At 64.6% G+C, this 26,995-nt stretch carries 28 protein-coding genes and 1 pseudogene; 10 read left to right on the top strand and 19 right to left on the bottom strand.

All coding sequences use genetic code 11. The annotated features are described in order from the left end of the window. The first annotated feature begins 1,065 nt into the window (after positions 1–1,065). Positions 1,066–1,893: a glycoside hydrolase family 16 protein gene (locus DB708_RS17200; RefSeq protein ID WP_108923787.1), complete on the top strand. Its 828-nt coding sequence runs from the start codon at positions 1,066–1,068 to the stop codon at positions 1,891–1,893. A gap of 9 nt (positions 1,894–1,902) precedes the next feature. Here the strand turns inward: DB708_RS17200 and DB708_RS17195 are convergent, their stop codons facing one another. The 3 genes and pseudogenes from DB708_RS17195 to DB708_RS17185 all read right to left on the bottom strand — a co-directional run. Next, entirely contained in the window at positions 1,903–2,559 is a 657-nt protein-coding gene (locus DB708_RS17195) for a hypothetical protein (RefSeq protein WP_108923785.1), read from the bottom strand. 59 nt (positions 2,560–2,618) lie between these two features. Beyond that, a complete protein-coding gene (locus DB708_RS17190; RefSeq protein WP_108923783.1) occupies positions 2,619–3,470 on the bottom strand; it encodes an LLM class flavin-dependent oxidoreductase in 852 nt (283 codons plus the stop codon). A gap of 107 nt (positions 3,471–3,577) precedes the next feature. Next, positions 3,578–3,697 (bottom strand): annotated as a pseudogene (locus tag DB708_RS17185) (class I SAM-dependent methyltransferase); the annotation flags it as partial. A 34-nt stretch (positions 3,698–3,731) separates the two neighbouring features. Here DB708_RS17185 and DB708_RS17180 point away from each other — a divergent pair. After that, on the top strand, positions 3,732–4,745 hold the full coding sequence (locus tag DB708_RS17180) for an NADP-dependent oxidoreductase (RefSeq protein WP_108923781.1): 1,014 nt from the start codon (positions 3,732–3,734) through the stop codon (positions 4,743–4,745). 3 nt (positions 4,746–4,748) lie between these two features. Here the strand turns inward: DB708_RS17180 and DB708_RS17175 are convergent, their stop codons facing one another. Then, the gene (locus DB708_RS17175) at positions 4,749–5,117 is read right to left on the bottom strand and encodes a hypothetical protein (RefSeq protein ID WP_108923779.1); all 369 of its coding nucleotides are present in this window, start codon (positions 5,115–5,117) and stop codon (positions 4,749–4,751) included. Positions 5,118–5,247: 130 nt separating this feature from the next. On the opposite strand from DB708_RS17175, the gene DB708_RS17170 reads away from it, so the two are divergent. Both DB708_RS17170 and DB708_RS17165 read left to right on the top strand, forming a co-directional pair. Beyond that, positions 5,248–6,714, top strand: a complete 1,467-nt coding sequence (locus tag DB708_RS17170) for an amino acid permease (RefSeq protein ID WP_108923777.1) — start codon at positions 5,248–5,250, stop codon at positions 6,712–6,714. A 131-nt stretch (positions 6,715–6,845) separates the two neighbouring features. Then, positions 6,846–7,100 (top strand): hypothetical protein, encoded by a 255-nt coding sequence (locus DB708_RS17165; protein ID WP_108923775.1) that lies wholly within the window; start codon positions 6,846–6,848, stop codon positions 7,098–7,100. Between the two features lie 73 nt (positions 7,101–7,173). Here DB708_RS17165 and DB708_RS17160 read toward each other — a convergent pair whose 3' ends face one another. Both DB708_RS17160 and DB708_RS17155 read right to left on the bottom strand, forming a co-directional pair. Next, positions 7,174–8,628, bottom strand: coding sequence for an aldehyde dehydrogenase family protein (locus DB708_RS17160; RefSeq protein ID WP_108923773.1), 1,455 nt, complete (start codon positions 8,626–8,628; stop codon positions 7,174–7,176). A 124-nt stretch (positions 8,629–8,752) separates the two neighbouring features. Then, entirely contained in the window at positions 8,753–9,223 is a 471-nt protein-coding gene (locus DB708_RS17155) for a hypothetical protein (protein WP_108924374.1), read from the bottom strand. Here DB708_RS17155 and DB708_RS17150 point away from each other — a divergent pair. Beyond that, entirely contained in the window at positions 9,222–10,601 is a 1,380-nt protein-coding gene (locus DB708_RS17150) for a hydroxyacid-oxoacid transhydrogenase (RefSeq protein WP_235616800.1), read from the top strand. The genes DB708_RS17155 and DB708_RS17150 overlap by 2 nt on opposite strands. 5 nt (positions 10,602–10,606) lie before the next feature. Here the strand turns inward: DB708_RS17150 and DB708_RS17145 are convergent, their stop codons facing one another. Next, complete coding sequence (locus DB708_RS17145; RefSeq protein WP_108923769.1) at positions 10,607–11,509, bottom strand: NAD-dependent epimerase/dehydratase family protein; 903 nt, start codon at positions 11,507–11,509, stop codon at positions 10,607–10,609. Between the two features lie 66 nt (positions 11,510–11,575). Here DB708_RS17145 and DB708_RS17140 point away from each other — a divergent pair, with 66 nt between their 5' ends. Together DB708_RS17140 and DB708_RS17135 are read left to right on the top strand one after the other, a co-directional pair. Further along, a complete protein-coding gene (locus tag DB708_RS17140) occupies positions 11,576–12,448 on the top strand; it encodes an alpha/beta fold hydrolase (protein WP_165839842.1) in 873 nt (290 codons plus the stop codon). A 114-nt stretch (positions 12,449–12,562) separates the two neighbouring features. After that, on the top strand, positions 12,563–13,282 hold the full coding sequence (locus tag DB708_RS17135) for a PE family protein (RefSeq protein WP_165839841.1): 720 nt from the start codon (positions 12,563–12,565) through the stop codon (positions 13,280–13,282). Between the two features lie 21 nt (positions 13,283–13,303). On the opposite strand, the gene DB708_RS17130 is transcribed toward DB708_RS17135, so the two are convergent. Beyond that, complete coding sequence (locus DB708_RS17130) at positions 13,304–14,488, bottom strand: acyl-CoA dehydrogenase family protein (RefSeq protein ID WP_108923763.1); 1,185 nt, start codon at positions 14,486–14,488, stop codon at positions 13,304–13,306. Between the two features lie 262 nt (positions 14,489–14,750). On the opposite strand from DB708_RS17130, the gene DB708_RS17125 reads away from it, so the two are divergent. Together DB708_RS17125 and DB708_RS17120 are read left to right on the top strand one after the other, a co-directional pair. Beyond that, a complete protein-coding gene (locus DB708_RS17125) occupies positions 14,751–15,131 on the top strand; it encodes an NYN domain-containing protein (protein ID WP_201263539.1) in 381 nt (126 codons plus the stop codon). Then, a complete protein-coding gene (locus DB708_RS17120) occupies positions 15,128–16,087 on the top strand; it encodes an NAD(P)H-dependent flavin oxidoreductase (RefSeq protein WP_108923761.1) in 960 nt (319 codons plus the stop codon). Before DB708_RS17125 ends, DB708_RS17120 begins: the two co-directional genes overlap by 4 nt. On the opposite strand, the gene DB708_RS17115 is transcribed toward DB708_RS17120, so the two are convergent. Continuing rightward, positions 16,084–16,395 (bottom strand): DUF4333 domain-containing protein, encoded by a 312-nt coding sequence (locus tag DB708_RS17115; RefSeq protein ID WP_235616799.1) that lies wholly within the window; start codon positions 16,393–16,395, stop codon positions 16,084–16,086. The genes DB708_RS17120 and DB708_RS17115 overlap by 4 nt on opposite strands. 169 nt (positions 16,396–16,564) lie before the next feature. On the opposite strand from DB708_RS17115, the gene DB708_RS17110 reads away from it, so the two are divergent. Then, positions 16,565–17,062, top strand: coding sequence for an MBOE_33420 family protein (locus DB708_RS17110; protein WP_108923759.1), 498 nt, complete (start codon positions 16,565–16,567; stop codon positions 17,060–17,062). Positions 17,063–17,071: 9 nt separating this feature from the next. On the opposite strand, the gene DB708_RS17105 is transcribed toward DB708_RS17110, so the two are convergent. From DB708_RS17105 to DB708_RS17060, 10 genes are all read right to left on the bottom strand, one after another. Then, complete coding sequence (locus DB708_RS17105) at positions 17,072–17,728, bottom strand: CAP domain-containing protein (protein WP_108924371.1); 657 nt, start codon at positions 17,726–17,728, stop codon at positions 17,072–17,074. 17 nt (positions 17,729–17,745) lie between these two features. Next, complete coding sequence (locus DB708_RS17100; RefSeq protein WP_108923757.1) at positions 17,746–18,120, bottom strand: DUF732 domain-containing protein; 375 nt, start codon at positions 18,118–18,120, stop codon at positions 17,746–17,748. 10 nt (positions 18,121–18,130) lie between these two features. Further along, complete coding sequence (locus tag DB708_RS17095) at positions 18,131–18,613, bottom strand: hypothetical protein (RefSeq protein WP_108924370.1); 483 nt, start codon at positions 18,611–18,613, stop codon at positions 18,131–18,133. Between the two features lie 113 nt (positions 18,614–18,726). Continuing rightward, positions 18,727–19,326: a mammalian cell entry protein gene (locus tag DB708_RS17090; RefSeq protein ID WP_108923755.1), complete on the bottom strand. Its 600-nt coding sequence runs from the start codon at positions 19,324–19,326 to the stop codon at positions 18,727–18,729. A gap of 45 nt (positions 19,327–19,371) precedes the next feature. Further along, positions 19,372–20,838, bottom strand: a complete 1,467-nt coding sequence (locus tag DB708_RS17085; RefSeq protein WP_108923753.1) for an MCE family protein — start codon at positions 20,836–20,838, stop codon at positions 19,372–19,374. Next, the gene (locus tag DB708_RS17080; RefSeq protein WP_201263555.1) at positions 20,839–21,960 is read right to left on the bottom strand and encodes a virulence factor Mce family protein; all 1,122 of its coding nucleotides are present in this window, start codon (positions 21,958–21,960) and stop codon (positions 20,839–20,841) included. A gap of 32 nt (positions 21,961–21,992) precedes the next feature. Continuing rightward, the gene (locus DB708_RS17075) at positions 21,993–23,282 is read right to left on the bottom strand and encodes a virulence factor Mce family protein (protein ID WP_108923749.1); all 1,290 of its coding nucleotides are present in this window, start codon (positions 23,280–23,282) and stop codon (positions 21,993–21,995) included. After that, a complete protein-coding gene (locus DB708_RS17070) occupies positions 23,279–24,550 on the bottom strand; it encodes a virulence factor Mce family protein (protein WP_108924369.1) in 1,272 nt (423 codons plus the stop codon). The genes DB708_RS17075 and DB708_RS17070 overlap by 4 nt, the downstream gene beginning before the upstream one ends. Then, complete coding sequence (locus DB708_RS17065; RefSeq protein ID WP_108923747.1) at positions 24,547–25,575, bottom strand: virulence factor Mce family protein; 1,029 nt, start codon at positions 25,573–25,575, stop codon at positions 24,547–24,549. Before DB708_RS17065 ends, DB708_RS17070 begins: the two co-directional genes overlap by 4 nt. Before the next feature lie 40 nt (positions 25,576–25,615). Then, positions 25,616–26,995 (bottom strand): MCE family protein, encoded by a 1,380-nt coding sequence (locus DB708_RS17060; RefSeq protein WP_108923745.1) that lies wholly within the window; start codon positions 26,993–26,995, stop codon positions 25,616–25,618.

The raw sequence follows: 26,995 nt of genomic DNA, 5'->3' as shown, positions 1-26,995 counted from the left end.
ACGCGCGCAGCGGCGTGGCGCTCCTGGTACCCAGGTGTGCGGGCATGCGGGCAATCCCGCGCCTATGTGCGCCAGTATCTGTTGCCCATGATTACCGGGCCTCGCTGAGCTAGCTAGCGCTTCGTAAGTGACCGTGGTACCAGTGCCGGACCGGGTTGCGGCTTTGTCGGCTTGAACTAGGCCGGCGCCGGTGAGTCGCCAGAACCATGTGACATTTCCGCGCGGCTTGGGCGGCACAGCGGTGTTGTCGGAGCGCTAGCGCCAAGGCCACAACCACGAAAAGGCTCTGGATCATTCCCCCAACTACGACCGAGGGCCCAAATGCGGCATCGGGAGCCCCGCCGTCGGCTACGACAAATTGTAGTAATTCGGGCAGGGGACGCGAACGGCTTGGCTGAATGAAGGCAACCGCGTAGTCGGGCTAACGCGTGCGGGAAGTACCGCTTAGCAAACTTTAATTGAACCGCGGGTGCAGGTCGGTGCGCACAGGCCGGTCAGGCAGTTTCGAAAAGGTCAGGATTTCGCTTGAGTGCCGGTTATTGGTTGGTGATAGGACTGCGGCGCGGACCGATTCTCTGATGGCGGGTCCGGAAACAGCTTAAGCGGGTGTGTCGGAGCCCGAGTAGACCTTGAAGTGACGGCCAGCAGCGGCGACTGCGTGGTCAACCGCTGCAGCGGCGCGCCGCCCCCGAGATGACGGGTGACGATGCATAGATTCGGCGCGTTCACGCTCACGACGCTGGGCGGCGACCCAAGCCGGATGGGACTGAAGGAAAATAACCGTCGACCCTGATGCATTCGCCATGATTGTCAACTCCTCTCAGAGCATCCGACTCAGCCGCAAAATCACGGACGTGTTATCTGTTCGTGTCCAGGATGCCCAGGCAATCCTGAGACCAAACCCAGCGTGATCATGAGAATTGGCCGTGAATTAATGACAAATTCCGAGCTTGTACCGTGCTGCCGTCGGTTTTGGGCCGAGCGGCGATCCAAATGTTAACGACGCCCACCGACACAATTTCTGTTTCGACCCCGTACGGCGGGGGCTGCTATCGTCGCTTGCTTATGCCAGAGATGGACCGTCGCCGCATGATGCTGACGACAGGGGTCGGTGTGTTGGCGGCCGCGCTCCCCATCCCTGCGGCCCAGGCCTTCCCAGGGCGGGTCCCACCGCCCGGCGCACCCAGTGGCCAGGCCGGAAGCTACATTTTTCAGGACGAATTCGATGGGCCGGCAGGCTCGTCACCCGACGCGTCGAAGTGGGCAATCGCGAAAGCCCGCGAGACGATCAAGGACCCGACGTACTGGGAGCTGCCCGAGCACATCGGCCAGTACCGCGACGATCGCCGCAACGTGTTCGTTGACGGCAATTCCAACCTCGTCCTTCGGGCGGCGAAAGATGGCCCCACCTACTTCAGCGGCAAGGTGCAAAGCCTGTGGCGGGGTGGCGTGGGTCACACTTGGGAAGCCCGAATCAAAATGAGCTGCCTGACCCCCGGCGCCTGGCCCGCCTATTGGCTCGGCAACGAGGAGCAGGGCGAGATCGATGTCATGGAGTGGTACGGCAACGGCAGCTGGCCCTCGGCGACCACCGTGCACGCCAAAGCGAACGGCGGTGAGTGGAAGACGCACAACATCGCGGTCGACAGCGCCTGGCACACCTGGCGCTGCCAGTGGGACGAGGCCGGCATCAGGTTCTGGAAAGACTATTCCGACGGCGCCCAGCCGTACTTCGATGTGCCGGCCAGCTCGCTACCGGATTGGCCGTTCAACGGCCCTGGCTACACCGTGTATCCGGTGTTCAACCTCGCTGTCGCCGGCTCCGGCGGTAGGGATCCCGGGTCGGGTAGCTATCCCGCGGACATGCTGGTCGACTGGATCCGGGTCTGGTAGCCGGCCGCGTCAGCCCGGTATGCGATCTCCGGCGAACCACGCGCTGGCTACCGCGTGCACCTGGGGCGGCGGAAAGTGGGCGTCCGGCGCGCCCAGTTGACCGACTTTGACGCTCCACACGGGCCCCGAGCGGTCGATGCACGACTGATCACTCGGGAGGCACAGCACCGAGGGATTGGCGCTGGACTTCCCGCACCAGTAGCCGCCGACGTACCCGTCATCGCGGCTGCCCCATGCTCCGCCGTTGCGCAGCAGACAGTGGGTGCCGTCGTCGAGCGCGAGCGCAAACGGTTCTGGGGAACTCGTGGGTTGCACTGGCGGGAGTTGACCGCGGTAAGCGACCCGGTGCAGACGTTGATCCCATGGATTGTCCACGCACAACAGCGATCCCGGCGTCGACGGCCAGCAGGTAGCGGCGCCGGCCGCGCTGGGAGAGCACGAGTAGACGTCGTCGGCCACCGCGGACGGCGATGGTGTGCAGCCGCTGACGAACGGGACGTTGCCCTCGGGACGCGTCTCTTGATAGCCGTTGACCGCCTGCCCCTTGGAGCCGACGGCAACCGTCGTGATCTGTTGAGTAGGTGGTGGATCGGCAGTTGCCGGTTCGGTCACCCAGAACAGCGCGGCGGCGGCGACCGGCAGCACGGCAACTCGCGACGCGTCCATCCAGGTAACAATCCTCCGCGACAGCCTTCTTTTAAAGAGCCGGTGGCAAACTTTGCGGCTCAGACGGCTGCGACCGGCCGAGAGGCGGAATCCAGGGCGAGGCAACGTTCGAGCAATGCTTTCGTGGGTGGCTGGCGGAACGCCAGCACCATCTGCTCGCAGCCCTGCTGCTCGAACTCCGGCAACAACGCCAGCTGCTCGTCCACCTGACCGGCTTCCGCGGGATGCAGCGAAATCTGTGCCGAACGCAGGATCTCGGCCGGCGCGCGCTTCACCTCGGCGCATGCTTCGTCGAGCTGGGCGTTGACAGCGCCCCATCGTTGCGGCCCCTCGTGTCCGGGCATGTTCCACATGCTGGCGTGACGCGCAATGACGCGCAGCATCTTTGGCTCGCTCCCGCCGATCACGATCGGCGGGTGTGGGTGCTGAAGAGGCTTGGGCTCGCACAGGGCCTCCTCGAGGGTGAAGTACTGCCCTCTGAACGTGACCGATTCCTCCGACCAGAGCCGGCGAATCACGGTGAGAGCCTCATCGACCATCGCGACTCGGGTGCCGGGGCTGGGAAAGTCGATTCCGTACCCGCAATGTTCGGCCTCATGCCAGCCGGCGCCGATCCCAAAGTTGAGGCGTCCACCCGAAATGTGGTCGACGGTGACCGCCATATTGGCCATGACCGCGAGATTTCGGAACGTCACGCTGGACACCAGGCAGCCGATCCGAGCCCGCTTGGTGACCGCAGCCATCGCGGCCAGGGTGGTCCAGCCCTCGTAGGTCGGGTCAGTGCTTTCCGTTGGTCCGTAGAAATGGTCGTAATCCCACACCGCTTCGAAGCCAATACGATCCGCGGTGCGCCACAGCCGCTCAAGCTCGGAGTACTGGAAGCTCAGGTCGAACTTGACCGAGATGCGCATGTCGCGATACTACGATCGGCGGCGCGCTTTCGCAGGCGAATCGTCCGCAGGCCGATTTTTCTGCGCGCAAGGCAACGAAATCGGTTGTGCAGGTTGCTGGTCAGTCAGTCGTCGATGAGCTTAGTGCGCGCGACGAGCCACCCACCGGGGCGTGCCGACTCGGTTGCCCGATGCAATGCGGTCCAACGTGCGGTATCCGAAACATGGGTAATGGTGTGCTCCGCCATAGGTTGGGTTATTGCACCGGCGTAACGTGCGCTCATGCCTGATCGAAATCGCCGCTTCCTTTTGCGTGAGCGTCCCACCGGACGTATCGGCCCCAACACGTTCGAGCTGAGTGAGGAGGCGGTTCCCGAGATCACGGATGGCGAGGCGTTGGTGCGCGTCGACTGGATCTCGCTCGATCCGACCAACCGGACGTGGATCAACGACACTCCCACCTACCTTCCTCCGGTCGGTATCGGCGAGGTGATGCGGGCGGGCGGACTCGGCCACGTCGTCGAATCGAAGAATCCCAATTATTCGGTCGGCCAGATCGTCCAGGGCCTCGTCGGTTGGCAGGAGTACCTGGTGGTCTCCGACACCGCTCCGTTGTTCGGGGTCGACGTCGCCGACGGGGTCTCCCCAAGTGCCTACATGGGCGCGCTCGGGACCACAGGGCTGACCGCGTGGCTCGGGATCCGCGACATCGGCAAGCCGCAGCCAGGTGAGACCGTCGTCGTCTCGGCCGCGGCGGGCGCGGTGGGCTCGATCGCCGGCCAGCTCGCCAAGGCCGACGGCGCGCGCGTTGTCGGAATCGCCGGCGGCCCGGACAAATGCCGGCTGCTCACCGAGGAACTCGGCTTCGACGCCGCCGTCGACTACCGCGCCGACGACTGGGCCGCCCAACTGCGGGCGGCGACGCCCAAAGGCATCGACGTCGACTTCGAGAACGTCGGTGGCGTCATCATGGATGCGGTGTTCGCCCGCCTCAACATCGGGGCGCGCGTCGCGCTGTGCGGCCTGATCTCGGGCTACAACGAGGCCGACCCGCCTCCCGGGCCGCGCGCCTTCGGGAATCTGTTGATCCAGCGCGCGACCCTGCAGGGCTTCATCGTTCTGGACCACTTGGGCCGTGCAGCCGAGGCGGCAGGCGAGATCGCCGGCCTGATCGCCGCGGGCAAGCTGACGCCGCTGGAGACCGTCGTCGAGGGCTTCGAACAGCTGCCGACCGCAATCAACATGCTGTTTGACGGTAAAAACGTCGGCAAGCTGATGGTCAAGACGTCGAGCTAGCGGTCATGGCGTCGCGACGACGAGGACCGTCGACAGGTCCCCGCGATCGACTCGAACCGGCACCTGGGCACCAACCGCGATGTGCGGGGACGTCGACAGCTGCAGTGAGACGCGCCGCCTGGCGCGGTAGGGGTCCTGGTCGGGCAACTGCACTTCCAGCTCCAGCTCGTGCCAACAACCCAGCGGCGTCGCCGCGACGTTATCGTGGATGGCCACGATCGTCGCAACACCCGGCAGGTCTTCGCGCATCAGCCGCTCCCGTTCTGCATTGAGCGCGTTGAGTTCGGCGACCGTGTCGATCGCCTGTTGCTTGTCGGACCGCGTGACCCGCTGGCCCACACTGGCTTTCTTTGCTCGTCCGAACCAGCTCATGCGGGTGAGCGTACGTGAATTGACAATCGGCGTGGTCAGGGCCGAAGGCGGAGGTAAGAATTATTGTGTTTGGCTACAACAGGAGTTAGCTGTGGTTGCCAACAACTCGGAACCCACGAGGACGTGACACATGAGCGAGGACGTCGGCGAGTTCAATCCTGCTGTCTCGCAGCTTCACCGGGGTCTGTCCAACCGCCACGTTCAGCTGATCGCCATCGGCGGCACGATCGGGACGGGTCTGTTCATGGGCGCCGGGCGAACGATCTCCCGCGCCGGTCCGTCGGTCGTGGTGGTTTACGGAATCATCGGGTTCTTCTTGTTTTTCGTACTCCGGGCGATGGGCGAACTGCTGCTGTCGAACCTGAACTACAAGTCGTTCGTCGACTTCGCGGCCGACCTATTAGGGCCTGCCGCAGGCTTTTTCGTCGGGTGGTCGTACTGGTTTGCCTGGATCGTCACCGGGATCGCCGAACTCGTTGCGATCTCGGGTTACTTACAGTTCTGGTGGCCTGGCTTACCGGGGTGGGTGCCCGCGCTCGCCGCATGCGGACTGATCCTGCTGTTCAATTTGTTCAGCGTCCGCAATTTCGGGGAGATCGAATTCTGGTTCGCCTTGATCAAAGTCGCTGCGATCATCGGCTTGATGATCGTCGGCGCAATCCTGCTGAGCACCAATTTCGTTTCCCCGCAAGGCTATCCCGCGACGATCGAAAATCTTTGGAACGATGGCGGATTTTTCGCCACGGGTTTCATGGGCATGGTCGGTGGATTCCAGATCGCGTTCTTCGCGTTCGTCGGTGTGGAACTGGTCGGCGCTGCGGCGGCCGAGACGGCGAACCCGCGGTGCACCCTCCCCCGCGCAATCAATGCCGTGCCGCTGCGGGTGGCGATCTTCTACATCGGTGCGCTTCTGGTGATCCTCACAGTCATCCCCTGGCGGCGCTTCGCCGGAAACGAGTCACCGTTCGTCACGATGTTCTCCCTGGCCGGCCTTGCCGGTGCGGCGTCGATCGTCAACTTCGTCGTGACCACCGCGGCCGCGTCGGCGGCCAACTCCGGGATGTACTCCACCGGCCGCATGCTTTACGGTCTGGCCGACGAAGGTAGCGCGCCAGCGGTTTTCCGCCGGCTGAACCGCGGCGGCGTGCCCGCGTCGGCGCTGTTTCTGACGGCCGCACTGCTGCTGACGTCCATCCCGCTGCAGCACTTCCGCGGTTCGGTGATGGGCGCTTTCACGCTCGTGACAGCAATTTCGGCGCTGCTGTTCATGTTCGTCTGGGCGATGATCATCGTCAGCTACCTCGTCTATCGCCGCCGACACGCACAGCGTCATGCGGAGTCGACCTTCAAAATGCCAGGTGGCCGGGTGATGTGCGGGGCCGTCCTTGTCTTCTTCGTGTTCGTCATCTGGACACTCGGTGCGGAAAAAGACACCGCGATCGCGTTGGCGTGGTTCCCCGGGTGGTTTGTAGTCCTCGGTGTCGGCTGGCTGATCGTGCGACGCCGCCCTAACCACGCCGAGCGTTACCGACAGTTCCTGACCGAAATGAATCACGCGGTCGGCGAGCGAGCCGGGACAACAGCACCGGCATCCTGAGTTCGCGTCTTTACCACCGCAGGTCAGCGATGGGGCTGGGACGTTGTTGGGATCGGTAGCCGATCCGGCCGTCTGTACTTGTCGCAACGACACCGCCAACGAGGCGGCGCCTCATGAAGGGAAGACAGCAAATGAACATCGTGCCGACCAGCGTCCAGGAGCAGATCAACCGCGTCGATCGCCAACCGAGCCTGTACATCGGGATCAGCACCGGCCTGCTTGCGGTCTGGAGCTTTTTCCGGCTGATCTGGATGCTCTACATCGGAATGACGTTTGGCTGGTTCATTTCTGCGATGGCTTTCCAGCTGGTGCTGTGGGGTGTGATCGGCACCGCCGCGGGGGTCGCGTCCGTCGGGTTCCTGACTCGCTACAACAAAGGATCCTGACGCCGTCGGGCGGTCACCGGAAAGTCCCGGACCTGGTTGGGGTCCGGGACTTTCCGCGTCGCGGGGCCGCGCTTTAAAGCTGGGCCCAGACCGACTTCGTCTTCAGGTAAATGTCGAGGCCCTCTTTGCCGAACTCGTGACCCCAGCCGGATTGCTTGTGTCCGCCGAACGGCACGTCGTGATCGAAGACCAGTTGGCAGTTCACCTGCACACTGCCGGCCTGCAGTCGCTTCATGATCCGGTGGGCCCGCCCGAGGTTCTCGGTCCAGGCGGTGGCCGCTAGGCCGTAGGTGGTGTCGTTGGCCAGGGCCACGGCCTCGTCTTCGTCGTCGAACGGCAGGATGCTGACCACCGGCCCGAAGATCTCCTGCTGGTACAGCCGCATGCTGGTGTCGACGTTGGTGAGCACCGTTGGGTGCACGAAGTAGCCCTTGCGGTCCAGCCGGTGACCGCCGGTGACCACATCGACGCCGTCATCGCGGCCTTCGTCGATGAAGCCCATCACACGGGTTAGCTGCTTCTGGCTGATCAGCGGGCCGCTGACGCAACCCTCCTCGCTCGGGGCGCCCAGCTTGAACGTGTTCGCCATCGCGGCAATGCCCTCCACGACCTGGTCGAACACTGCGCGCTGTGCGAAGATCCGCGACCCACACACGCAGCCCTGACCGGAATGCACGAAGATACCCAGTGACGCCATCATGATGGCCTTGCTCAAGTCTGCGTCGTCGAAGATCAGCACCGGCGACTTGCCGCCGAGTTCGAGCGTGACCTTCTTCAGGTTGTCGGCCGATGCCCGCACGATCTCCTTGCCGACCTCCGTCGAACCGGTGAAGGCGACCTTTTGGACGTCGCGATGGGCGGTGATTGCCGCACCCGCGGTGTGCCCGTAACCGGTCAGCAGGTTGACGACACCCTCAGGAACGCCGGCCTCGTGGATGAGCCTGTCCAACAGCACTGCCGACAGCGGCGTCTCCTCGGCGGGCTTGACGAGCAGGCTGCTGCCGGCGGCCAGGGCCGGCGCCAGCTTTGTGCTCGCGTTGAAGATGGGGCCGTTCCACGGGAAGATCAGGCCCACCACGCTGTACGGCTCTTTGAGCGTGTAGGCGTGCATGTTGACGTAGGTGTCGGTCGCGATGCCGTCGGTCTTCACGTCGTACGCGACGCCGTTGATCTTCGAACACCAGCCGGCGTAGTAGCGGAAGAACTCCGAAACGGTGGACATCTGCAACTGGGCCTGCATTAGCGGCATGCCGGTGTTGAGCGAGTCGAGTTGGGCGAACTCTTCGGCGTGCTCGTCGATCAAGTCCCCGATCCGCCACAAGACCTTGGCCCGCTCGCGGCCCGGCAGCTCCGACCAGACGCCCGACTCGAAGGACGCCTTCGCCCGCGCCGCGGCCTCGCTCACCGCCTCCGGACCGCAGTCGGTGAACTCGGTGATCGTCTCTTCAGTCGCCGGGTTGATGATCGGAATGGTCTCGCCCGAGCCGGGGCGCTTACTCAGCTCGTCCAGTACTGCCTGCAGCGTCATCTGCTTCCTTCCCGATCAACTTTGATCGAGCCCGGGGCTGCCGTGCCCATGAATGCTGAGCACCTGCTTAGCATTGTCAGCATAGTGCGGTCAAGGCGGTGGCCGGCTCCGGTTGCGCGATGTCCTATTGCTTGGCCGCGCCGATCGCCGCCTGCACGGCCGAAATGCATCCAGCGGCATCGGGTTCGGGCCCGAGTCCGACGTAGTAGCTGCCGGTTTGCTCGCCCGGGAAACCCGTGATCGTGAATCCGGCAGGATCGCCGGAGCCGGTGTCCGCCGTTATCGACGCCTGCAGCAATGGCACTGACAGCACCGCGGTCCCGCGCTTTGCGCCGTCGGTCGCCACGAGTAGTTGCGTGGGATGCAGCACCACCGCGGTCCAGTGCTCTTCGTCGGGATCGACCGGATTGGCGCGCCGGCGCAGTAGCCTGCCGAATGCCGAATTGGCCGGCGGGTTTTCGCTATGCGTCAGCCACACCCGGACATCGTTGAGGTCGATTTGGCGCGACGCGGCGTGTTCGGCCAACTTGCCGCAGATCCGGCGCGACAGCTCAACGATCCGGGCCGACCGGGTGTGACGAATGTAGAGCGGCATGGGTGCATCTTGCCCGCGGACCAACCCGGCCGCCATTGGCCGGCCGAGTGTGGAGTTGTTGGATAGCAGCATGGCGTGCTGCGAATTCCCGGCTGTGGCTCAGGGCTGCGATGGAGCCTTCACCGTCGACTCTTCCCGGATAACGTTCGGGCGCGGCTGTATCGCCGAGTTGGGCGAGCGGGCCGGCGCGCTGGGCCTTCGGCGAGTGGCCCTGTTCTCCGACGCCAGCGTGGCGGCCCTGCCCATCTTCGCCAGGGCGTGCGACTCGCTGGCCGGGGCCGGTGTGGACGTCGTCGCCTACACCGACGTGCACGTCGAACCGACGGACGCGTCATTCGCCGAAGCGACCCGCTTCGCCCAAGAGGCGAAGCCCGATGGCTACGTTTCGCTGGGTGGCGGTTCGGCAATCGACACGTGCAAGGCCGCCAATCTCTACGCCACCTATCCAGCTGACTTTCTGGCGTACGTCAATGCGCCCATCGGCGAAGGCAAACCGGTACCCGGACCGCTCAGGCCGCACATCGCCTGCCCCACCACCGCCGGCACCGGTAGCGAGGTCACCGGCATCGCGATCTTCGACCTGCTTTCGCTGACGGTGAAGACCGGAATCGCGTCGCCCGCGTTGCGGCCCACCGAGGCGCTCGTCGACCCCGATTGCACGGCTAGCCTGCCCGGTGGAGTCGTCGCCGCCGCGGGCCTGGACGTGCTGTCGCACGCCCTCGAGTCGTACACCGCACGCCCCTACGTGCACCGGCCCGCTCCCGCGCGGCCCAGTCTGCGCCCGATGAGTCAGGGCGCCAACCCGTGGAGCGACTTGGGCTGCAGCGAGGCGCTGCGGGTACTGGGCCGCAACTTGGAGCCAGCCGTGCGCGATGCCTCCGACGGCGATGCGCGCGAGCAGATGATGTGGGCTGCAACGCTTGCGGGCATCGCCTTCGGCAACGCGGGCGTCCACGCGCCGCATGGCATGGCCTACGCGGTTGCCGGGCTGGTGCGGGACTTCCACCCCGCCGGCTACCCGCCCCACGAGTCGCTGGTGCCGCACGGCATGTCCGTGATCGTCAACGCGCCCGCGGTATTCCGTTACACGGCGCAGGCCAGTCCGCAGCGGCATATCGAAGCGGCCCGATTGCTCGGCGCCGACACCCGCGACGCCGGTCCCGACGATGCGGGCGAGGTACTCGCAACGGAAATCATCCGCATCATGCGTGCGGTGGGTATGCCGAACGGGCTGAGCGGGGTGGGCTACACCGACGACGACATCGCGGCTCTCACTGAGGGCGCTTTCCCCCAGCAGCGTCTGTTGCAGAACGCCCCGCGAGAGATGAGCAAGCCGGCCCTGGCCGATTTGTTCGGCCACGCCATGCGCTACTGGTAGCCGCGCTAGGCGCCGACGAGGTCGGGGTGGAACTTGGCTGCCATGCGGCGCATCCCGTCGTGCCAGTCCACCGCCGCGGCGCCGACCAGCTCGCGCATCCGGCTTGCGTCGGTGGGATTGCCGCGTAGCGCCTGCCCGCTCTCCTCGAACACCGGCGCCTTGCCGACCAATGACCCGAGATAGGTGCACCAATCCTGCAGGCTGACGGTCTGCTCGCCGCACCAGTTGAGGGTGGTGGCCGGGACCGACGCCACCTCGAACAGCTTCGGGATGGTGGCGATGATGTCGTCCTCGTGGATCGGGGTGTAGCGGGCCGGGCCGCCGGCCGGGACGGGAATCGGGATTCCTGCCAGCAACATCTCCATGTGATAGAACGGCCACCCGCCGTTGTCGCCGTAGGGGACGTTGAGGCGGGCGATCGTCGTCGGTACGCCCAGCGCGCGCGCCATCGTGCGGGCGACGACCTCGCCGGCGATCTTGGAGATTGAGTAGGTGGGGAACAACGGCTTGTGGTTGTCGCCCAAGGCGGCGTCCTCGGTCCGGACTTCGTCGTCCGGCGGGTTGTAGACTGCCCCAGATGAGCAGTGCAGGAAGGCTTTTGCGTTGCGACAGTGAGCCATCAGGAGCCCGACGGATTCGGCGTTAGCCCCCATATCCTTGTCCCAGTGGCCACTCTTGGCCACCGCAAGGTTGAGGACGTAGTCGAAGTCGTTTGGGAGACCGGTGAAGTCGCCGGCGGCCAGGTTGACCGTCTGACACCGCACGCCCGATTTCTCGAGGTCCTCTCGAACCGCGGGATTGGTGAACCGGGCGATGCCCCACACCTCGTTGTCGGCTGCCAGCGCCTTGGCGACGGGGGTGGCAACTTGCCCGGTTGGGCCGGTGATCAGGATCTTTGAGCCGTGCATCTGCTGATGTTAGGCGACGCTCGGGGGACATCTGCCGGGGGGCGTCGGCGATGCTGTGGAACCGGCGTGAGCCTGAGCTCGCCGGACCGCGACGATCGGCGTAACGTCGCCCAAGTCATGGCTGATTCGATGCTTTTCGTCGAGGCGAACGGGGTCAGATTCGCCTGTCTTGACGAGGGTTCGGGGCCTCTCGTGCTGATGTTGCACGGGTTCCCCGACACCGCCCATTCCTGGGACCAGCTGCGCCCGCGAATCGCCGCGAAGGGCTATCGCGTGGTGAGCCCCTATATGCGGGGATATGACCCCAGCGGGATCCCGGATCGCGACCCCGATCAAGAAACCTTGGCCCGTGATCCGCTGGCGTTGATCGAAGCGCTCGGGGCGCGCGACGCCATCGTGATCGGACACGATTGGGGGGCATCGGCTGCCTACGGCGCGGCCGCACTCGCCCCGGATCGGGTGACAAGGCTTTTCGTCATCGGCATTCCACATCCGGCGGCGCTCAAGCCAACGCTGCGCAAGGCTTGGGGCGTCCGCCATTTCGTGGCGTACAAGCTGCCGGGTGCGGCGAAACGCTTCGCGCGCAACGACTTCGCGGCGCTGCCCGCGATCTACCGGCGATGGTCGCCGCTGTGGAACCCTGATCCGGGCGAGTTCGATGCCGTGCGCGCGAGCTTTGCGAATCCGGCGAGCCTGCACGCCGCCTTCGGCTACTACCGAAAGCTCTCCCCCTTGCCGAGTGCGTCATTGAAAACCCGGATCAAGGTGCCGACGGTCGCCTTTGCCGGACTGGATGATCCGGTCGCCGAGCCCTCGGATTATCGCGGCGCTGCGCGGATGTTCGAGGGCGAGTACATCGTCGAGGAGGTCCCCGGTGGGCATTTCATGCACCGAGAACATCCCGAGGAATTCACCGATCGATTGTTGACTTACCTGTGACCGGATCCCCGGTCGCAGTGCGGCCGAGATTTGTGCACCTGGCGGCCGGGCGCCTCAGTAGAATGAATGCATTCCGCCAAGGTGTGCGCACCAATACCTAGGAGCAGGACGTACATGACATCCATGTCCCACGATCCGGCTGTTGCCGTCATCGGTGGGCAATTGACGGACATGGGTGTTCGTGCCATCACCGCAGGTGCGGCCGCTGCGCCGTCGATCACCGCGCTGGTGCCCGCGGGTGCCGAGGAGATCTCGATGCAGGCCGCGATGGCGTTTGGCGTCGAGGCCAGCATGACGCTGACCGCCCACGCCGCGGCACACGAGGAGATTTCACGCATGGGTGCGGCGCTGGTGAACATCACCCGGATGTACGCGCAGGTCGACGCGACGGCCGCCGGCCACCTGGAGGCCAATGCGGCACGCAGTGGCGCCATCGAATTCGGCAGCGTGGGCGGCCCGTGGGCGAACCCGCTGGGCCCGAGTACGGGTGCGCGGCTGCTACGTGCCGAAGCGGTGCCCGGCGTGGCAGGAACGCCGGCCCGCACCCCGGCGATGGCCAATTTGATCGCAGGTGCCGTGTCGCCGACCCCGTCGACCGGCGGAGCTTCGATGCCCGCGGTAGCGAACGCCGCGTCAACGCTGCTCGGTGCCGGCAGCGCCCCGTTGAGCACGCTGAGTTCCCTCGGCTCGGCTGGTCAGGGCGGCGTCGGCGGCGCTACGGCGGGCGGAGCGGCCGCGGGCGGCGCCGGACCGGCACTGGCATCCTCGTTGACCGGCGACGAGAATGACCCGGACCGCGAGATTTCCGATGCTGCTGGTGAGCGGCTGCTCTGAGAGAACCTGCGCGACAGCGGTTTACAGCCCTGGTTGATCTTCGATAATGCCGAGCCATATTTGTGCGGCGTCGATGGCCACTTTCTCGCTGATGAAGGCGTGCTGGGTTCCGGTGTAGATGTCACGGAAGGCGCGTTCGAGGCGAGTGCCCTCGCGGATCGCGCTGGTCCCGGCGACCAGGTGCGCCCATTCGGCGCAGTTTCGGGCGGTGTCGGTGGCGTAGACGGCGGCCACTCGCATGTCCGCACGCAGGGCTGGGGTGAGATCTTCGCCGGCGGCCACGGCCGCTTCGGCTGTGGTGAAGGCGTCGAGCACCAGAAGCCGGGCGGCTCGCCAGGCCGCCCGGTGGTGTGCGAGCCCCTTTTGGAAGGTGGGGCGACTAGCCAGTGATGCCATGTCGCTCATCCGGAATTTGGTGGCGGCCAGTTCCTGGACGTCGTCGAGCATGCTCTTGGCCACGCCCAGTGCCCACGACGCGTGACCAGCGGCGGTGACGGGCATCAGCCCCATCCGGGTGGCCGGCGAGGTCCCACGGCGTGGCTGGCGGCTGAACAGTTCGAAGGTGCGGCTGGCCGGGACGAACACGTCGGTGACGCTGTAGTCGTAGGAACCGGTTGCTTTGAGCCCCTGTACGTGCCATCCGTCGTTGAAGCTGACCTGGTCTCGGGGCAGCACGGCTACGTGCATCTCGGGCAGGCCCTCACTGATCCAGCGCATCTCACCGTTATCCAACGGCAGAAATCCGGCCGCGACGTATTCGGAGTGGCCGATGCCGGAACCGAAGCTCCACGCTCCGTTCAGCAGAAATCCGCCGTCGACGACTGTGCCCTGTCCGTTGGGAAAGAACTGGCCGCCCATGGTCACGCGGTTGCCGTGAGCGGTGAACACCTCGGCGAAACCTTCGTCGGGCAGATAGGCTGCCGCGGCGAACGACGACGGCAGGTTGGCGATGCCGACCCATCCGAATGAGCCATCCTGCCAAGCCATTTCGATCCATGTCTCGATCATCTCGGTGAAGGACGGCTCCACACCGCCGGCCACCGCGGGGTTGAACGAGGACATCAGCCCGCTGGCCCACATCTCAGCCACGATTGGCGCGGACAGGGTCCGGATCCGTTCGGACTCCGCGGCCTGCGCTCCCACGAGGTCGCGCATGCCGCGCGCCAGCGAGACCACACGGTCGCTCGTATCGGCTAACGACGTCATTGGCGCTCTCTCCTTGTCAAACCCGGGACACTGATACCGGTGACCGTACCAATTACTCAAAGTGTCTAGCCATCGAAATCGGCACCCGATTCAGGTGTATCTCCCCCAGTTCTGCCGGCCGGCCAGACCACGATGTGGCGTTCCGATGCCGTCGTGATGAAAACCATTGCCGCGCAGAATCTCGACCTGATCCGGCGGTGTGCGGCCGGGGCAATGGGGCGGCGGTGGATTTGTGCCGGCAGTCCGGTCTTACTGTGGGTTGGTGCGGTGGATCGTCGACGGTATGAACGTGATCGGCAGTCGCCCGGACGGTTGGTGGAGGGATCGCTACCGCGCCATGGTCGCTTTGGTAGACAAGTTGGACAGATGGGCCTGCACGCAAGGAGACACGGTGACGGTGGTATTCGAGCGGCCGCCTTCGACCGCCGTCACTTCGACGGTGATCGAGGTCGCGCATGCGCCTAAAGCAGGAGCGAACTCGGCCGACGACGAGATCGTCCGACTGGTTCACGCCGCCACCAGACCGGACGATATCCAGGTCGTGACGTCCGATCGGGTGCTGAGCGACCGGGTGCGGAGCCTGGGCGCCTCGGTGTTTGCGGCGGAGCGTTTCCGCGAACTCGTCGATCCGCGGGACCGATGACCGCCCGCCGGGGCGAACCCGCAACCAATCGGGTTTGCGAACTCGCGCAGATCGATATTCCGATCATTCAGGCGCCGATGACTTACATCGCCGGCGCCCAGCTGGCCGCCGCGGTGTCCAATGCCGGGGCGTTGGGCATCATCGAGACCACCTCCGATCGGGGCCGCGCCGACGTGAAACGCGTGCGCGGTCTCACCAGCGGTTCGGTGGGTGCGAACATCGCGCTGCTGTTCAACCGTGACCTGACGGTGGTAGACCTGCTCGTCGCCAACGGCATTCGCTTTGTGACGACCTCGGCCGGGAGCCCCTCGCTATTCACCGATCGGCTCCACGATGCCGGGATCACCGTGTTCCACGTCGTGGGCACGCTGGCCGCGGCGAAAAAGGCCATCGATGCCGGGGTCGACGGGCTGGTCGTCGAGGGGGTGGAGGGGGGCGGATTCAAGAACCGATTCGGGGCTTCGACCATGGTGCTGCTGCCATTGGTGGCCGCTCACGTCGACGTCCCGATCGTGGCCGCCGGAGGGATCTGCGACGCCCGATCAATGGCGGCCGCGTTCGTGCTCGGCGCCGAAGCCGTGCAGATGGGCACGCGGTTGCTGGCCTCGGCGGATTCGCCGGTGCACGGCAACCTCAAGCAAGCGGTCGTGCGCGCCGACGAAACCGCGACCGTGCTTCTCCCGCTCGACGGCAAGCGGATGATGCGTGTCATCCGGACCCCGGCCGCCGAAAAGCTGGATAAGTCAGCCTCTTTCGAGGAGGGTGGCGCGGCACTGCAACGCGTGCAGCGACTCTACTTCGAGGGCGATATGGACGCCAGCGTCGCCAACACCGGTCAGGTCGCCGGCAGGATCGACGACCTCCCACCGGCCGCCGAGATCATCAACCAAATGTGGACGGGTTGCCGCGAGGTGCTGGCCGCGACCGCGAATCGATTCCGGCCAGCCCAGGCCTAGCTTGGATGACTGTTGACGGCGAAATCGACCTCGGCGCCGTTGACTTTGGTGATCTTCATGTTCGCGGTGTACTCCTTGCCCTCCGGGCCGGTGAAGTGGCAGTCGAACTGCACACCGACTTTGGCCTCTACCCCGTCCGGGCAGTGCACATCGCCGGGATGGAAACCGGTCTGCTTGGAGACGACGTCAACCACCGACTGTGCTGCCCCGTCGGGTTTCACGGTCGATTTGCTGCTACACCCGGTTGCCAGGACGCTCATCAGGCCCACGGCCACGGCTGCCGCCGCAAGGTTGGTGCTACGCATCATTGCGCGATACTCCTTTGTATGCCGAGCCCGAGGCTAACGCGACGGGAACCGTCAGGCTAACACGCGTTTGCACCGACACCACAGCTCACAAGTGGCGAAAGTCCGGCGCTGCAAACGGATTCTCGCTATTGCGGGCAACTCCGCGCAAGATCGGGATAAGGTACCGCCGATGACAATTGCGTACCCGGCGCGAGCTGCGTGCCTCGCCCTGCTCATCGCCGTCGTCGCCGCACCGGCAGCCGGCGCCGACCGGCCGCAACCGGTGCCGTTGTATGGGGCGTACAACACCTTCCTCGATCACTCGAAGCAGACGTTCAATGGCCAACCGCGGGCTTCGGACCCGTCGGCGCAGGGCGCCAGCTTCACCACCACATGCGATGCGTCCGGCTGCGTCGCGCACTGGCTGTTGATGGACAGGTTGGCGGACAACCCCAATGCGCCAAGCTTGTTCGACTACCAGTGGGCCAACGACAGGTGGGTATCGAGCTCGGACTATCCGTTCCACTGCGACGACGCCAGCTTGGTCCACACCCGGCGGTCCGATTTCCTGATGCCCAACGGAGATGGAAGTTTCCATGGGGAGCGAACTTTCACCGTCGACGCCCCCGGATGCCCCGGAGACGGCCCGGGTATCTACTGGCTGCCGTTTACGTTGACGCCCAGCTGAGCGTCAACGCTACTGCGGCGGCATGGCGGGCGGTGGATACACGCCGCGCAGGATCCACGGCAGCCAGTTGATGGCGTATTCGACCTCATCGCTGGCGTCGTAGTCGGGGCTGGGATCGAGCGGCACGTTCTGCTGTAGCGCCACCGCGGGCGGCGGTGTTTCCCTCGGTGCGGCGGCGGCAGGCCGTTCCGATTGTCCGTACACGGCCACCACGACGGTGCGGTCCGGGGCGTTCTCCGACCACACTCCGACCTGGCTGTTGGCGCAGTTGGACATGATCGCGAAATACCCGGGGTTGTAATACCACTGGTTGATCAGCTCGACGCCGCTGATGGCCACGGCGGGATTGATCGCCACGGTCTCGGCCACCCGCCCGTGGAAGCCGGCGGCGTTGGCGCGGTCTTGTGGCGTGGATCCGTCAGAGCCGATGTCGTCGTTGAGGTTTCGGTTGTTCAGCACATCGAGGGTATGCCGTTGGGCGGCCAGTTGTAGCTGCGGGTTGATCCTGACGTCGTTGGTGCAGCCGGCTTGGTGCTGAACGGTAAATACGTTGGCCACCACGCTGTCGTTGAGTCGCTTGTTGTCGGCGCGCGCCGCGGGCGCGCCGCAGACCGCCCCGGTTGCCATCGGAATCAATGCAAACAGGGTCAGTGATCGATACCGCATATCGTTGTTCCTTTCCATCAGCTGGTCGCGGCCGGCGGCCGATAGTGTGCCGCCGAGTTTCGCAACTGCCAGATCTGTGCCGGGCACAGCTCGTTGACCGCCTGACTGATCAGGTACGAGGCCTGGTATTCGTCAGTGGTGTTGAAGTCGGCCTTAACATCGCCCATGACATCTGCGTAGCCGCGGCCCTGAGATACCCTGTCGCAGATGCCATGTCCGTAGCTCAAGGCGGCGTCAGCATTGGCGAAGTGGTAGCCGGGACGCATCGTCACGTTGACCAGATAGGCCACCACATCGGCGTGTGCACTGGGTGCCACCGCCGTCGCCGATAACAACGCGGCCGCCAAAGCTAAAGCTGCGAACAGCTTTTCGAGAGTGCGGTGGCGCTGCATCGTGGTCAGCTCACACCGGGTCGAATTGTGAGATCAGCCAACGCCCGTCGATCTTATCGAGGGTAACGCGAACACTGGATGCGGTGTTGGTGGGCGCGTCCTTGCCGACGATGATGGCTTGATTCACGAAGAGCAGGACGACGGCGTGGTTAGCGGCGGCAGCTACCGATGCCGCGCCCGCAACGGTGGCCGCCGCGGAGATCTGCTTCTGCTTTGATCCGGGGATTACCACGTCGTGGGTCAGTTGTGTGTAGGCGTTCAGGAAGGTACCGGTCAGCCTCCCCCGCGCGGCTTCGAGGTCCTTCTGCACGGTGTCGGGCCGGTAGGACAGCAGCGCGACGGTGCCGTCGGTGGCGGCTTGCACGGATTCCGCGCGGGCGACTGCGGCGTCGCGGACGCAGGCATCCCGCCATTTCAGAAGGCCTGCAACAGAAGCCAGCGACAACGCCAGTGCCGGCAGCAGCCCGTAGGCGATCACCCTCGACCAGCGGATGCGACGCCGCCCCGGCGCTGGGCTTGGATCGGAATCGAGCGTGTCGAGTCCGGCCGCTGCCTGCTGCGAGTCGGCTTCATCATGCTCGCCGACAAGTGGCGATTCGATCGTGCTCATGGCACGAATCCGACGTTAGCGATTTTGACCTGATCCCCGGCCTTCTGGACGGTGATCCGCATTCGCCAGACCCGCGGAACCGGGTCGTTTTCACCGGCATTCGACGTCTGGACCGACACGGCCACCAGTGCCTGGGCGGTGTCGGCGGTCTGCGATTCCAGCCCCGCCTCGGTGATGGTGCCGACGGTGGTGGCCTTGGCTTGCTGAAGTACTTCGATGAAAGGCTGTGAGCGCTTCGAGAAGTCGTTGTAGAACTCGCCAGTCGCACTGTCCAGAATGCGACGCACATCAGCATCGGCATGCCGCCAGTCGATGGTCGTCAGATTCAACGCGCCCTGCCTGGCCACTTGCAGTAACTGACTACGTTGGGCTTGCGCCTGCTGTGACTGGTGGACGCGGAATCCCAGCCAGCACAGCAGTATCGCGAGTGCAACGGTGACCACGACGCCGAACACTATCGCCGGCCCTGTCTTGCTCGCTCTGGTCTGCGGCGCGCTATCCGGTTCGGCCGCATCGGATTCAGCGATCCGGTGCTCGAGGTCGGCCGTGGGAAGGTCGACCGCCACGGCCGGTTCGGAATCAGCTATTACCGACATACCGTCCTCCATCGACGTCGTGCTTGGTGAGTTGTGTCATCGTCGTCAGTTCCCCGGTGGCAGCAACATCGCCTGCCATGTCTTGTCTTTCGGCGCGGTCGCGGCCAGGTCGGATCGCGTGTATTGACGGCCGTCGGGTCCCGTATAGGTGCCGGTGGCCGGGTCGTACTGGGCGGCGGCGATGGGCGGCGGCGCCGGCGCGGGTTCAACGGGACCCGTCGCGCGCGGTGGTGGTCCAGGTGGCAGCTGTGGGATGTCCTGGCCGGACAACGTTGCGTTGGGATCGCCTTTCCAGTTGTAGCCATCGTTGAGTGGCACGTACTGTTCGTTGCTCTCGCACAACTTCACGGTGGGCGCGCGCTTGCCGGGCACGGTTTCACACGGGATGTTGCGCGCCCCGCGGACGTTGAGCTGCGAGTCCTGCGGCACTCTGCAGTACAGATCGCCGGCCGGGCGGCCCGGGTAGTCCTCGGACGAGGCGACGCGCTGCTGCTGGGCCGGCAGGAACCCTGTAGAACACGGTGGCGGCAGGTTGAGGTTGAGGTTGAAGCTCAAATACTGACCCCGATACGCCTGCTTGGTGTTCAGGTTGGCAAGGATGCCGGCCTGCTCGGCGCTGATGGCCATCGGGAACACCACCAACAACTGTTCGATGTCGTTTTGGTAAGTGAGCGCAACCTGGCTGACGCTGACGAGGTTGGCCAGCAGGATCGGCAAGGTCGGTTGCACGCGCTCGATCAGTTGACGCATCTCCCCCAAGGCGGGACCGCCCTGGTCGATCACCCGGGCGACAGTTGGTTCGTGCGTTTGCAATTCGGTGGTGACCGTGGCCAGGTGTGATGCCCACCCCGCGATCGCGTCGGATGTATGGCTCTGCGAATCGAGCACCGGTTGAGCTTGGTCGATCAGCGCCACCATCGGGTCGAGATTCTTGCGGGCATCCGACGCAAGCTCCGATGTTCCGATGATCAGCCGGGAGAGCTCCGGACCCAGTCCGCCTACCGCGGCATACGACTCGTCGACGACGGTTTTCAAATTGTCGTGAGGTATTGCTCCCAAAGCGGTGTTCGTCGCGCTGAGAAGGGCGTTGATGTCCGGTGGCACCGAGGTATCGGCCAGCGGGATCACGTCACCGTCCTTCAGCGGCGGCGCGGTGGCGTTGCGCGGCAACAACTCGACATAGGATTCGCCGATCGCCGTCTGGCTGTGCACCTCGGCTTTGAGGTCCGACGGAATATCAATGCCGGATTTCAGTGACAACACCGCTTGGACGCCCGTATCGGTGAGCCGCACCGATTCCACCCGGCCGACTTCGAAGCCGCGATAAGTGACGTTGCCGGTGCCGTATAGCCCGCCGGACTCCGGCAGTTCCATCGTCACCGTGTAGCGGCCGACGCCGAACAACATGGCCGGCAGCTTGACGAAATGCAGGAACGTGATTGCCAGCACGGCCAGCGCAATCACGGTAAAGACGGCCAGCTGAACGATCACTCGTCGAGGTAGATGCAGCATCTAGGGCCCCTGATCCCAGCGGTACGCCGTCGTCAACGGATTGCCGGGGGTGCCCCGATAGCCCGCGGTGCACGGGCTGGGGAACTGGCCGATGGTGCGGCCCCACTGCAGCTCGAGCTGGGTCAAATGGCACTCCCATCTAGTGCTGGTGAACAGGCCCTGGTCGATTCGGCTGAGCGTGAGGTCGACGATTGCCGTCAGGTTGGCGTAGTCGCCGCGCTGGAAATTCTGGAATGTCTCGTTCGGAAACGGGAAGGTGGCCAACAACGAAAGCGACCGGGTCAGGCTGGGCCCGGCGTTGGCGAGCGACTCCAGTACCGGGCCGACTTGCTGTAGTTCCTTGACTAGGTTCGCTTTGGTTTTGTTGACCGAATCCACGGTCAGCGCACTGAATTTACTCAACTGATCTGCCGCCTCGACGAGCTTGTCCCGCTCGTCGTTGAGGACTGCGAGCGCATCGGGCACGGTCGCCAGGGCCCGATCCAGGACTGGTTGCTGCGCAGCGAACTTCCCGGCCACGCGGTTCAGGCTCTCGGTGGCCGCGATGATGTCGCCGGACTGGTCGTTGAGGTATGCGGAGAATTTGTCCAGCTGCCCGATCAGGCTGCGCACGTCGTGCTCGCGGCCGCGAAATGCGGTGCTCAACGCCTCGGTGACGTCTTGTACCTGACCTAGTCCGCCACCGTTGAGCACCAAGGACAACGCCGCCAACGTCTGCTCGGTGCTCGGGTAGGCGCCACCCCGGGCCAGCGGAATGACAGATCGGTCGCGCAACTTACCTTGCAGCGCTTCGTTTTTCGGAGAGCTCAGCTCGATGTGGTACGAGCCCAGCAGGCTGGTCGTGCCAATTCTGGCTGTTGCGTTGCCGGGCAGGCTGACGTTGCCATTGAGTTGCATGGTCACCAATGCGTGCCAGCCCTGTCGTTCGATTTTCGTCACGTGGCCGACCGTCACGTCGGCAACGCGGACTCGGGAGTTCGGCTGAATGTTGTTGACATCCGGCATCTGTGCCTGGATCACAAAGGACCCCGGCCCGTCGCCCTGCGTGCCGGGCAGCGGCAGCGAATTCAAGCCGTGCCAACCACATCCGGACACCCCGGTCACAAGCACGCTCGTCAAGATGCTTACCGCTGCGCGGCGCAAGTGGCGGATTCTCACGAGCCGCTCCCCGGCATCATGATGCCGCGCAGACCGGCGGCGGGGTCGGTCGGCAACGTCTGGATCACCGGCGGGCCCGGGGCCGCCGGCGGCGCATTCGTGGCCGGCGGGACGAAGTCGGGGCGCATCGAATCCTCGCTGTAGGTAACTTCGTTGGGCCTCGCCTGCGCACCTACGAAGAGGTTCTCCCCGATCGGTGGGTAGTTGTACTGACGGTTCTTCACAATCGGCGCCATGTATTGCGCACAGAGTTTCGCGGCTTGCTCGCCACCTAACCGGGAGGCCGCCTGGATTGCGCCGCACAGGAAGGCGATGGGGTTCGCCATGTTGTTGCCCGCTAGCGCGCCGGTCAGCGAACCGTTGGCCGGTTCAAAGATGTTGTTGAAGTTCTGCAACACCGTCGGGCTGATGTGCAATGTCTGCTTGATGTCGTCGAGGCTGCCGACCAGCACCTTGCTGATTGACGTCAGCTTGTCCGATGTGGTGCCGAGTGTCTCGCGGTTCTCGGCGGCGAAGCTCTGCACATCGCCGACCACCGCATTCAGGTCCTCGGCCGCTTGAGCGACTTTGTTAGGGTCGTCGGCCAGCACCGAGGACACCGCCGCCAAGTTGTGGTTCAGCTGCTCGAGCAGATCCGCACTGTCGTGCAGCGCGGTCACCAGCGTCGAGAGATTTTTCAGGGTGGAGAAGATGTCTTTGCTGTGGTCGCCCAGCGCCGAAACAGCCTGCGACAGTTTGATAATGGTGTCACGGATGGTGGGGCCTTGGCCGCGCAAGTTGTTGGCAGCGGTATTGATGAGAGCACCCAGCGTGCTCACGCCGCCGGGCTGGGTGGGTTTCAACAATTCGGTCAGCCGTTGAAGTTGGGTACGCAAGTCATCCCACTCGACCGGTACTGCGGTGCGGTCCTGGCCGATGACCGCGCCGTCGGCCAGGACGGGCCCGCCGGTATACGGTGGCGTCAGCTGGATAGCCCGGCCCGTTACCAGTTGCGGCGACAGGATCGCGGCTTTCGCATCGGCCGGAACCTTGTGTGTGCGGTCGAATGAGAACGTGATCTTGGACCGCAGCGGCTGCGGTTCGATGTTGAGTATCTTGCCCACCGGTACACCCCGGATGCGGACATCGTCACCGGCGAACACGCCGTTGCTGTTGTCGAAGTAGGCGACCACAACCGTGCTGGCAGCCTCGCCCGCGGTTCGCATCGCGACGATCACTCCCGCGACGAGCGCCAAGATCAAGGTGCACGCCAAGACGGATCGAACCCGCCGGAGTTTCGTTGTCACGGTTGGCCTCCCGGCGCCAGAGCCGGGGGCCCGGGCGGCGGACCGCCGGGTGGTGGGGCCGGGGGTGGCTCCCGGTAGGGGTAGCAGCCAGGGCCCGGTAGCGGCACGCCGGGCAGACCGCACGGATGGTCGCCTGGATTGCCGGTGATGGCGTCGGGCAGATTCAACCGCGGCTCACCGCCCTGTCCGGTCCGCGGGTATGGGACCGGCAACGCGGGAGTGCCGGGTTGGCCGGTGGGTGGGTCGGTCAGCTGTGACGGGAGCAAGGTCGCTGGGTCCAGTCCCAGGTCGGAGAATGCGGCGCTGATGAACGGCTGAACGAACTGTCCCGGCAGCAGATTCACTACGTACGCCTTGAAGAAGGGACCGGACGAAAGCGACTCGCCGAGCGACATGACATAGGAGTTGATCATTGGGATGGCCTGCTGCACTCGTTCCTTGCGCTTTTCGACGATCGCCAACACCCCGTTGAGTTTTTCCAGCGCGGGCCGGAGCTGCTGGCGGTTCTCGGCGATGAAGCCCTGTAATTGCCGCGACACTGCCGAGATATTCGTCCAGATCTGTTCCAGGGCAGCACTTTGCGTCCGCAGTTGTGCCAGCACCGCGTTGGTGTCGCGCACCAGCGTGACGATCTGGTCGGTGCGCTTGGCGAGCACACCCGTCGCCTTGGCCGCGTTGTCCAGCAGGTTTCGCAGTTGGGTGTCGCGCTCGTCGAGCGTTTGGGCCAGGCGGGCAACCCCTTTGAGCGCGGTCCTGACATCCGCCGGCGTATTGGCAAAGGTTTGCGCCATGGTGTCCAGCGATTCGGACAGCCGGTTGGTGTTCAGTCCGCTGATCGTGGTGGCCAAGTCACCCAATGCATCTGGCAACTGGTAGGGCGACGTTGTCCGCTCCATCGGGATGGCTCCGTCGAGACGGCCCTCGCCCCGCGGTATGACGTCGAGGAACTTGCTGCCCAGCAGGCCTTTGGTTTTGATCGCCACCTCGGTGCGGTTTCCGAGTCGAACGTCGTTGTCAACCTTGAACTTGACCAATACGCCAGGCCCGTCGAGTTCGATGCTGGACACTTTTCCCACCGGGTAGCCCGAGACTTCTACGGTGTTGTCGGTTCGCAGCCCGCCCGCGTCGGCGAAATACGCTGAGACACTGTTGCCCTGATCGAGGAAGGGCAGCTTCTGGTATTGCAGGGCGCCCACTACGGCTCCTGCGATGGTCACGATGCCGACCGAGCCGATGACCAGGCGGTTGCGTTCAGCGAGCGATTTCATTTCGGTGCGCACCGCCCGGTGGCCTGACCCGCCACCTTGACGTACACGGGCTGCCCGCCTTTGCCGTTGACCTTGAGCACGACATCGCAAAGGTAGAAGGCGAAGAAGTCGCCATACATCCCCTGGCGGACCAGCGCCTGATACTTGTCCGGCAGCGTATTGAGCAGATTGTCGAGATAGTCGTGGTCGGTGAGTGCGACGTCGGCGACCCGGTCGGTTTCGTGGACCACTTTCGACAGCGGTGCTCGGGCTTGCGACAGCAGGTCGGTAATCGAGGCGGCGGCCGCGTTCGTGTACGCCACCGCGTTGGAGATGTCAGCCTTGCGTTCGGCGAGCCCGTGCACCAGCTGCGACAGCGACGCCACCGCTTTATCCAGCCGATCACTTTGGCCGCCAAGCGAACCAAGCACCACGTTGAGGTTATTGACTACTTGTCCGATGAGCTGGTCGCGGTCGGCCAGTGTGTTGGTCACGGCCGCTGCCTGATCCAGAAATGACGCGATCGTGGGGCCTTGCCCCTGGAATGTCTGCAGCAGCTGTTCGCTGAGCGCGTTGACCTGCTCGGGATTCAGCGCACGAAACAGTGGCTTGAAACCGCCGATCAGGGCGTCGAGATCCAGCGCCGGTTTGGTGCGGGCCAGCGGAATCGTTTGGCGCGGTTTGAGTATGCCCAGCCCGCCGGCTCCTTCTTCCAGTGCCAGGTAACGGTCGCCGAACAGGTTGTCGTATCGAATCACGGCTTGGGTTCCCTGCGTGAGGGTGACCGAATTGTCGGCGGTGAACTCAACGGCCACCGTCGCGTCCGGGTTGATGGTGATCTTTTCGACTTTGCCGACCTCAACGCCGGCAATGCGGACCAGCTTGCCCTCCCTGAGGTTGGACACGTTGGTGAACTCGGCGTAGTACGTGTTGCCGTCGGTGAAACGGGCTTCCCCGAAGACGGCAACCAGCAAGGCCCCGGTCAGCAGACAAACCGACAGGAAAATGCCGAGGCGCAGTACGACGCCCCTCAGGTTTTCCTGCATAGTTCTTCTCCTGCTATGTCTTTGGTGGTCTCGTTCGGGCTTACGGAGGCGGTGCCGGGCCGGGCTCGGCCGGCGGTGGGGCCGGTGGTGGGGCCGGCGGCACCCCTGGCCACAGCGGCACTCCGCCCGGTCCATACAGCGCCGCGCCGTATGGCGGGCCCCCGGGGTTCGGTCCGATTGCCGGTCCGGGAATGCACTGGCGGATCGACGGCGGTTTGGGCTGGGCGCGGGTCACTGGGAAGTAGTCGGCCCAGCAGGGATGCCCGAGGCCGACGTTGGGCCTGATATCGAGGCCGGTCCCCCATCCGGTGTTGGTGACGAGTTCGCGCACCGGGAAGTTCTTGGTGGCATCCGGCAGGGATCCACACCCCGGCTTTCCGCCGGGGCCGCCCCTGGCGGCGACAAGCGGCAGGTTGTCGGGAAAGGCATACGGGTCGTTACCCAGCAGCAGCGCGACATCGAGTTGCAACGTCCGGCCATCGGCGCCACCCCACGCCGAGTAGCCACCATTGTCGAGAAACCACTCGGTGCCCTCCAGGAAGCAGGTGTACTCGGGGTTGTATTTGAGTAGCAGGTTGGTGGTCGGCTCGAGATTATTGACCGATGCGACGAGATTGTCTCTGCTGTATCCGAGCAGGTTGGCCCCGCTGCTCGACAAGCCAATTACATTGAGCAGCAGAGTATCCAGTTGACCGGAATGGTTCACGACGGTCGTGCTCGTCGTGCTGGCGGCATTCAGGATCGTCAGGATATCTTGGGCGGCAACATTATAGGTGTCGCCGAAGTCTTTCAGTGATCGCCAGTCTTGGCGGATGGTTTCGCTGCGCGCGTTGAGTGCCGCCAGCACCTGGTTGAGGTCGGTGGTGGCGGTGCCTATTCGTTCGCCTTGCCCGCGCACGGCATCGGCGACGGCGGTCAGCACCGCGTTCAGCTTCAGCGGATCGATCATGTTGAGCAGGTCGACGACGTTCTCGAACACGGTGTTGATCTCCGTACTGACATTCTTCGAATGCAATACAGTTCCGGCGGACAGCCGCGCACGACTGGGGTTTTGCGGTATCACCAGGTCGACGAACTTAGCTCCGAATGCAGTGGTGGCGCTGATCCGTGCCTCGACATTGGCGGGGATGTAACGGATTTGATCGGGCTCGATCTCCAGTTTGATGCTGGAGCCCGCCTTGTCCTGATTGGTCTGATCGATCTGATTGACGCGACCCACCTGCACACCGCGCATCATGACCTTGGCGCCGGTGTCCATCACCAGCCCGGAGCGGTCCGAGGTAAGCGTCACCGGCACGTAGGACCGCAGCGTGCCGCTGAAGGACATTGCCGTCACGAGGACAACCACACCGATCGCCGCGAACAGCATCAGCGTCCACCATGCGTCGTGCAGACGATGTTTACCTGGGCCGCGATTCAT

Source organism: Mycobacterium montefiorense, from assembly GCF_003112775.1.
Lineage (GTDB): Bacteria > Actinomycetota > Actinomycetes > Mycobacteriales > Mycobacteriaceae > Mycobacterium > Mycobacterium montefiorense.
The sequence above is the reverse complement of the archived record's forward strand: the minus strand, read 5'-3'. Positions and strand labels throughout refer to the sequence as shown.

Coding starts and splice junctions, on each gene's coding strand:
- DB708_RS17200 (WP_108923787.1), top strand. CDS start 1,066: ATGCCAGAGATGGACCGTCGCCGCATGATGCTGACGACAGGGGTCGGT.
- DB708_RS17195 (WP_108923785.1), bottom strand. CDS start 2,559: ATGGACGCGTCGCGAGTTGCCGTGCTGCCGGTCGCCGCCGCCGCGCTG.
- DB708_RS17190 (WP_108923783.1), bottom strand. CDS start 3,470: ATGCGCATCTCGGTCAAGTTCGACCTGAGCTTCCAGTACTCCGAGCTT.
- DB708_RS17180 (WP_108923781.1), top strand. CDS start 3,732: ATGCCTGATCGAAATCGCCGCTTCCTTTTGCGTGAGCGTCCCACCGGA.
- DB708_RS17175 (WP_108923779.1), bottom strand. CDS start 5,117: ATGAGCTGGTTCGGACGAGCAAAGAAAGCCAGTGTGGGCCAGCGGGTC.
- DB708_RS17170 (WP_108923777.1), top strand. CDS start 5,248: ATGAGCGAGGACGTCGGCGAGTTCAATCCTGCTGTCTCGCAGCTTCAC.
- DB708_RS17165 (WP_108923775.1), top strand. CDS start 6,846: ATGAACATCGTGCCGACCAGCGTCCAGGAGCAGATCAACCGCGTCGAT.
- DB708_RS17160 (WP_108923773.1), bottom strand. CDS start 8,628: ATGACGCTGCAGGCAGTACTGGACGAGCTGAGTAAGCGCCCCGGCTCG.
- DB708_RS17150 (WP_235616800.1), top strand. CDS start 9,222: ATGGGTGCATCTTGCCCGCGGACCAACCCGGCCGCCATTGGCCGGCCG.
- DB708_RS17155 (WP_108924374.1), bottom strand. CDS start 9,223: ATGCCGCTCTACATTCGTCACACCCGGTCGGCCCGGATCGTTGAGCTG.
- DB708_RS17145 (WP_108923769.1), bottom strand. CDS start 11,509: ATGCACGGCTCAAAGATCCTGATCACCGGCCCAACCGGGCAAGTTGCC.
- DB708_RS17135 (WP_165839841.1), top strand. CDS start 12,563: ATGACATCCATGTCCCACGATCCGGCTGTTGCCGTCATCGGTGGGCAA.
- DB708_RS17130 (WP_108923763.1), bottom strand. CDS start 14,488: ATGACGTCGTTAGCCGATACGAGCGACCGTGTGGTCTCGCTGGCGCGC.
- DB708_RS17120 (WP_108923761.1), top strand. CDS start 15,128: ATGACCGCCCGCCGGGGCGAACCCGCAACCAATCGGGTTTGCGAACTC.
- DB708_RS17115 (WP_235616799.1), bottom strand. CDS start 16,395: ATGATGCGTAGCACCAACCTTGCGGCGGCAGCCGTGGCCGTGGGCCTG.
- DB708_RS17110 (WP_108923759.1), top strand. CDS start 16,565: ATGACAATTGCGTACCCGGCGCGAGCTGCGTGCCTCGCCCTGCTCATC.
- DB708_RS17105 (WP_108924371.1), bottom strand. CDS start 17,728: ATGCGGTATCGATCACTGACCCTGTTTGCATTGATTCCGATGGCAACC.
- DB708_RS17100 (WP_108923757.1), bottom strand. CDS start 18,120: ATGCAGCGCCACCGCACTCTCGAAAAGCTGTTCGCAGCTTTAGCTTTG.
- DB708_RS17090 (WP_108923755.1), bottom strand. CDS start 19,326: ATGTCGGTAATAGCTGATTCCGAACCGGCCGTGGCGGTCGACCTTCCC.
- DB708_RS17085 (WP_108923753.1), bottom strand. CDS start 20,838: ATGCTGCATCTACCTCGACGAGTGATCGTTCAGCTGGCCGTCTTTACC.
- DB708_RS17070 (WP_108924369.1), bottom strand. CDS start 24,550: ATGAAATCGCTCGCTGAACGCAACCGCCTGGTCATCGGCTCGGTCGGC.
- DB708_RS17065 (WP_108923747.1), bottom strand. CDS start 25,575: ATGCAGGAAAACCTGAGGGGCGTCGTACTGCGCCTCGGCATTTTCCTG.
- DB708_RS17060 (WP_108923745.1), bottom strand. CDS start 26,995: ATGAATCGCGGCCCAGGTAAACATCGTCTGCACGACGCATGGTGGACG.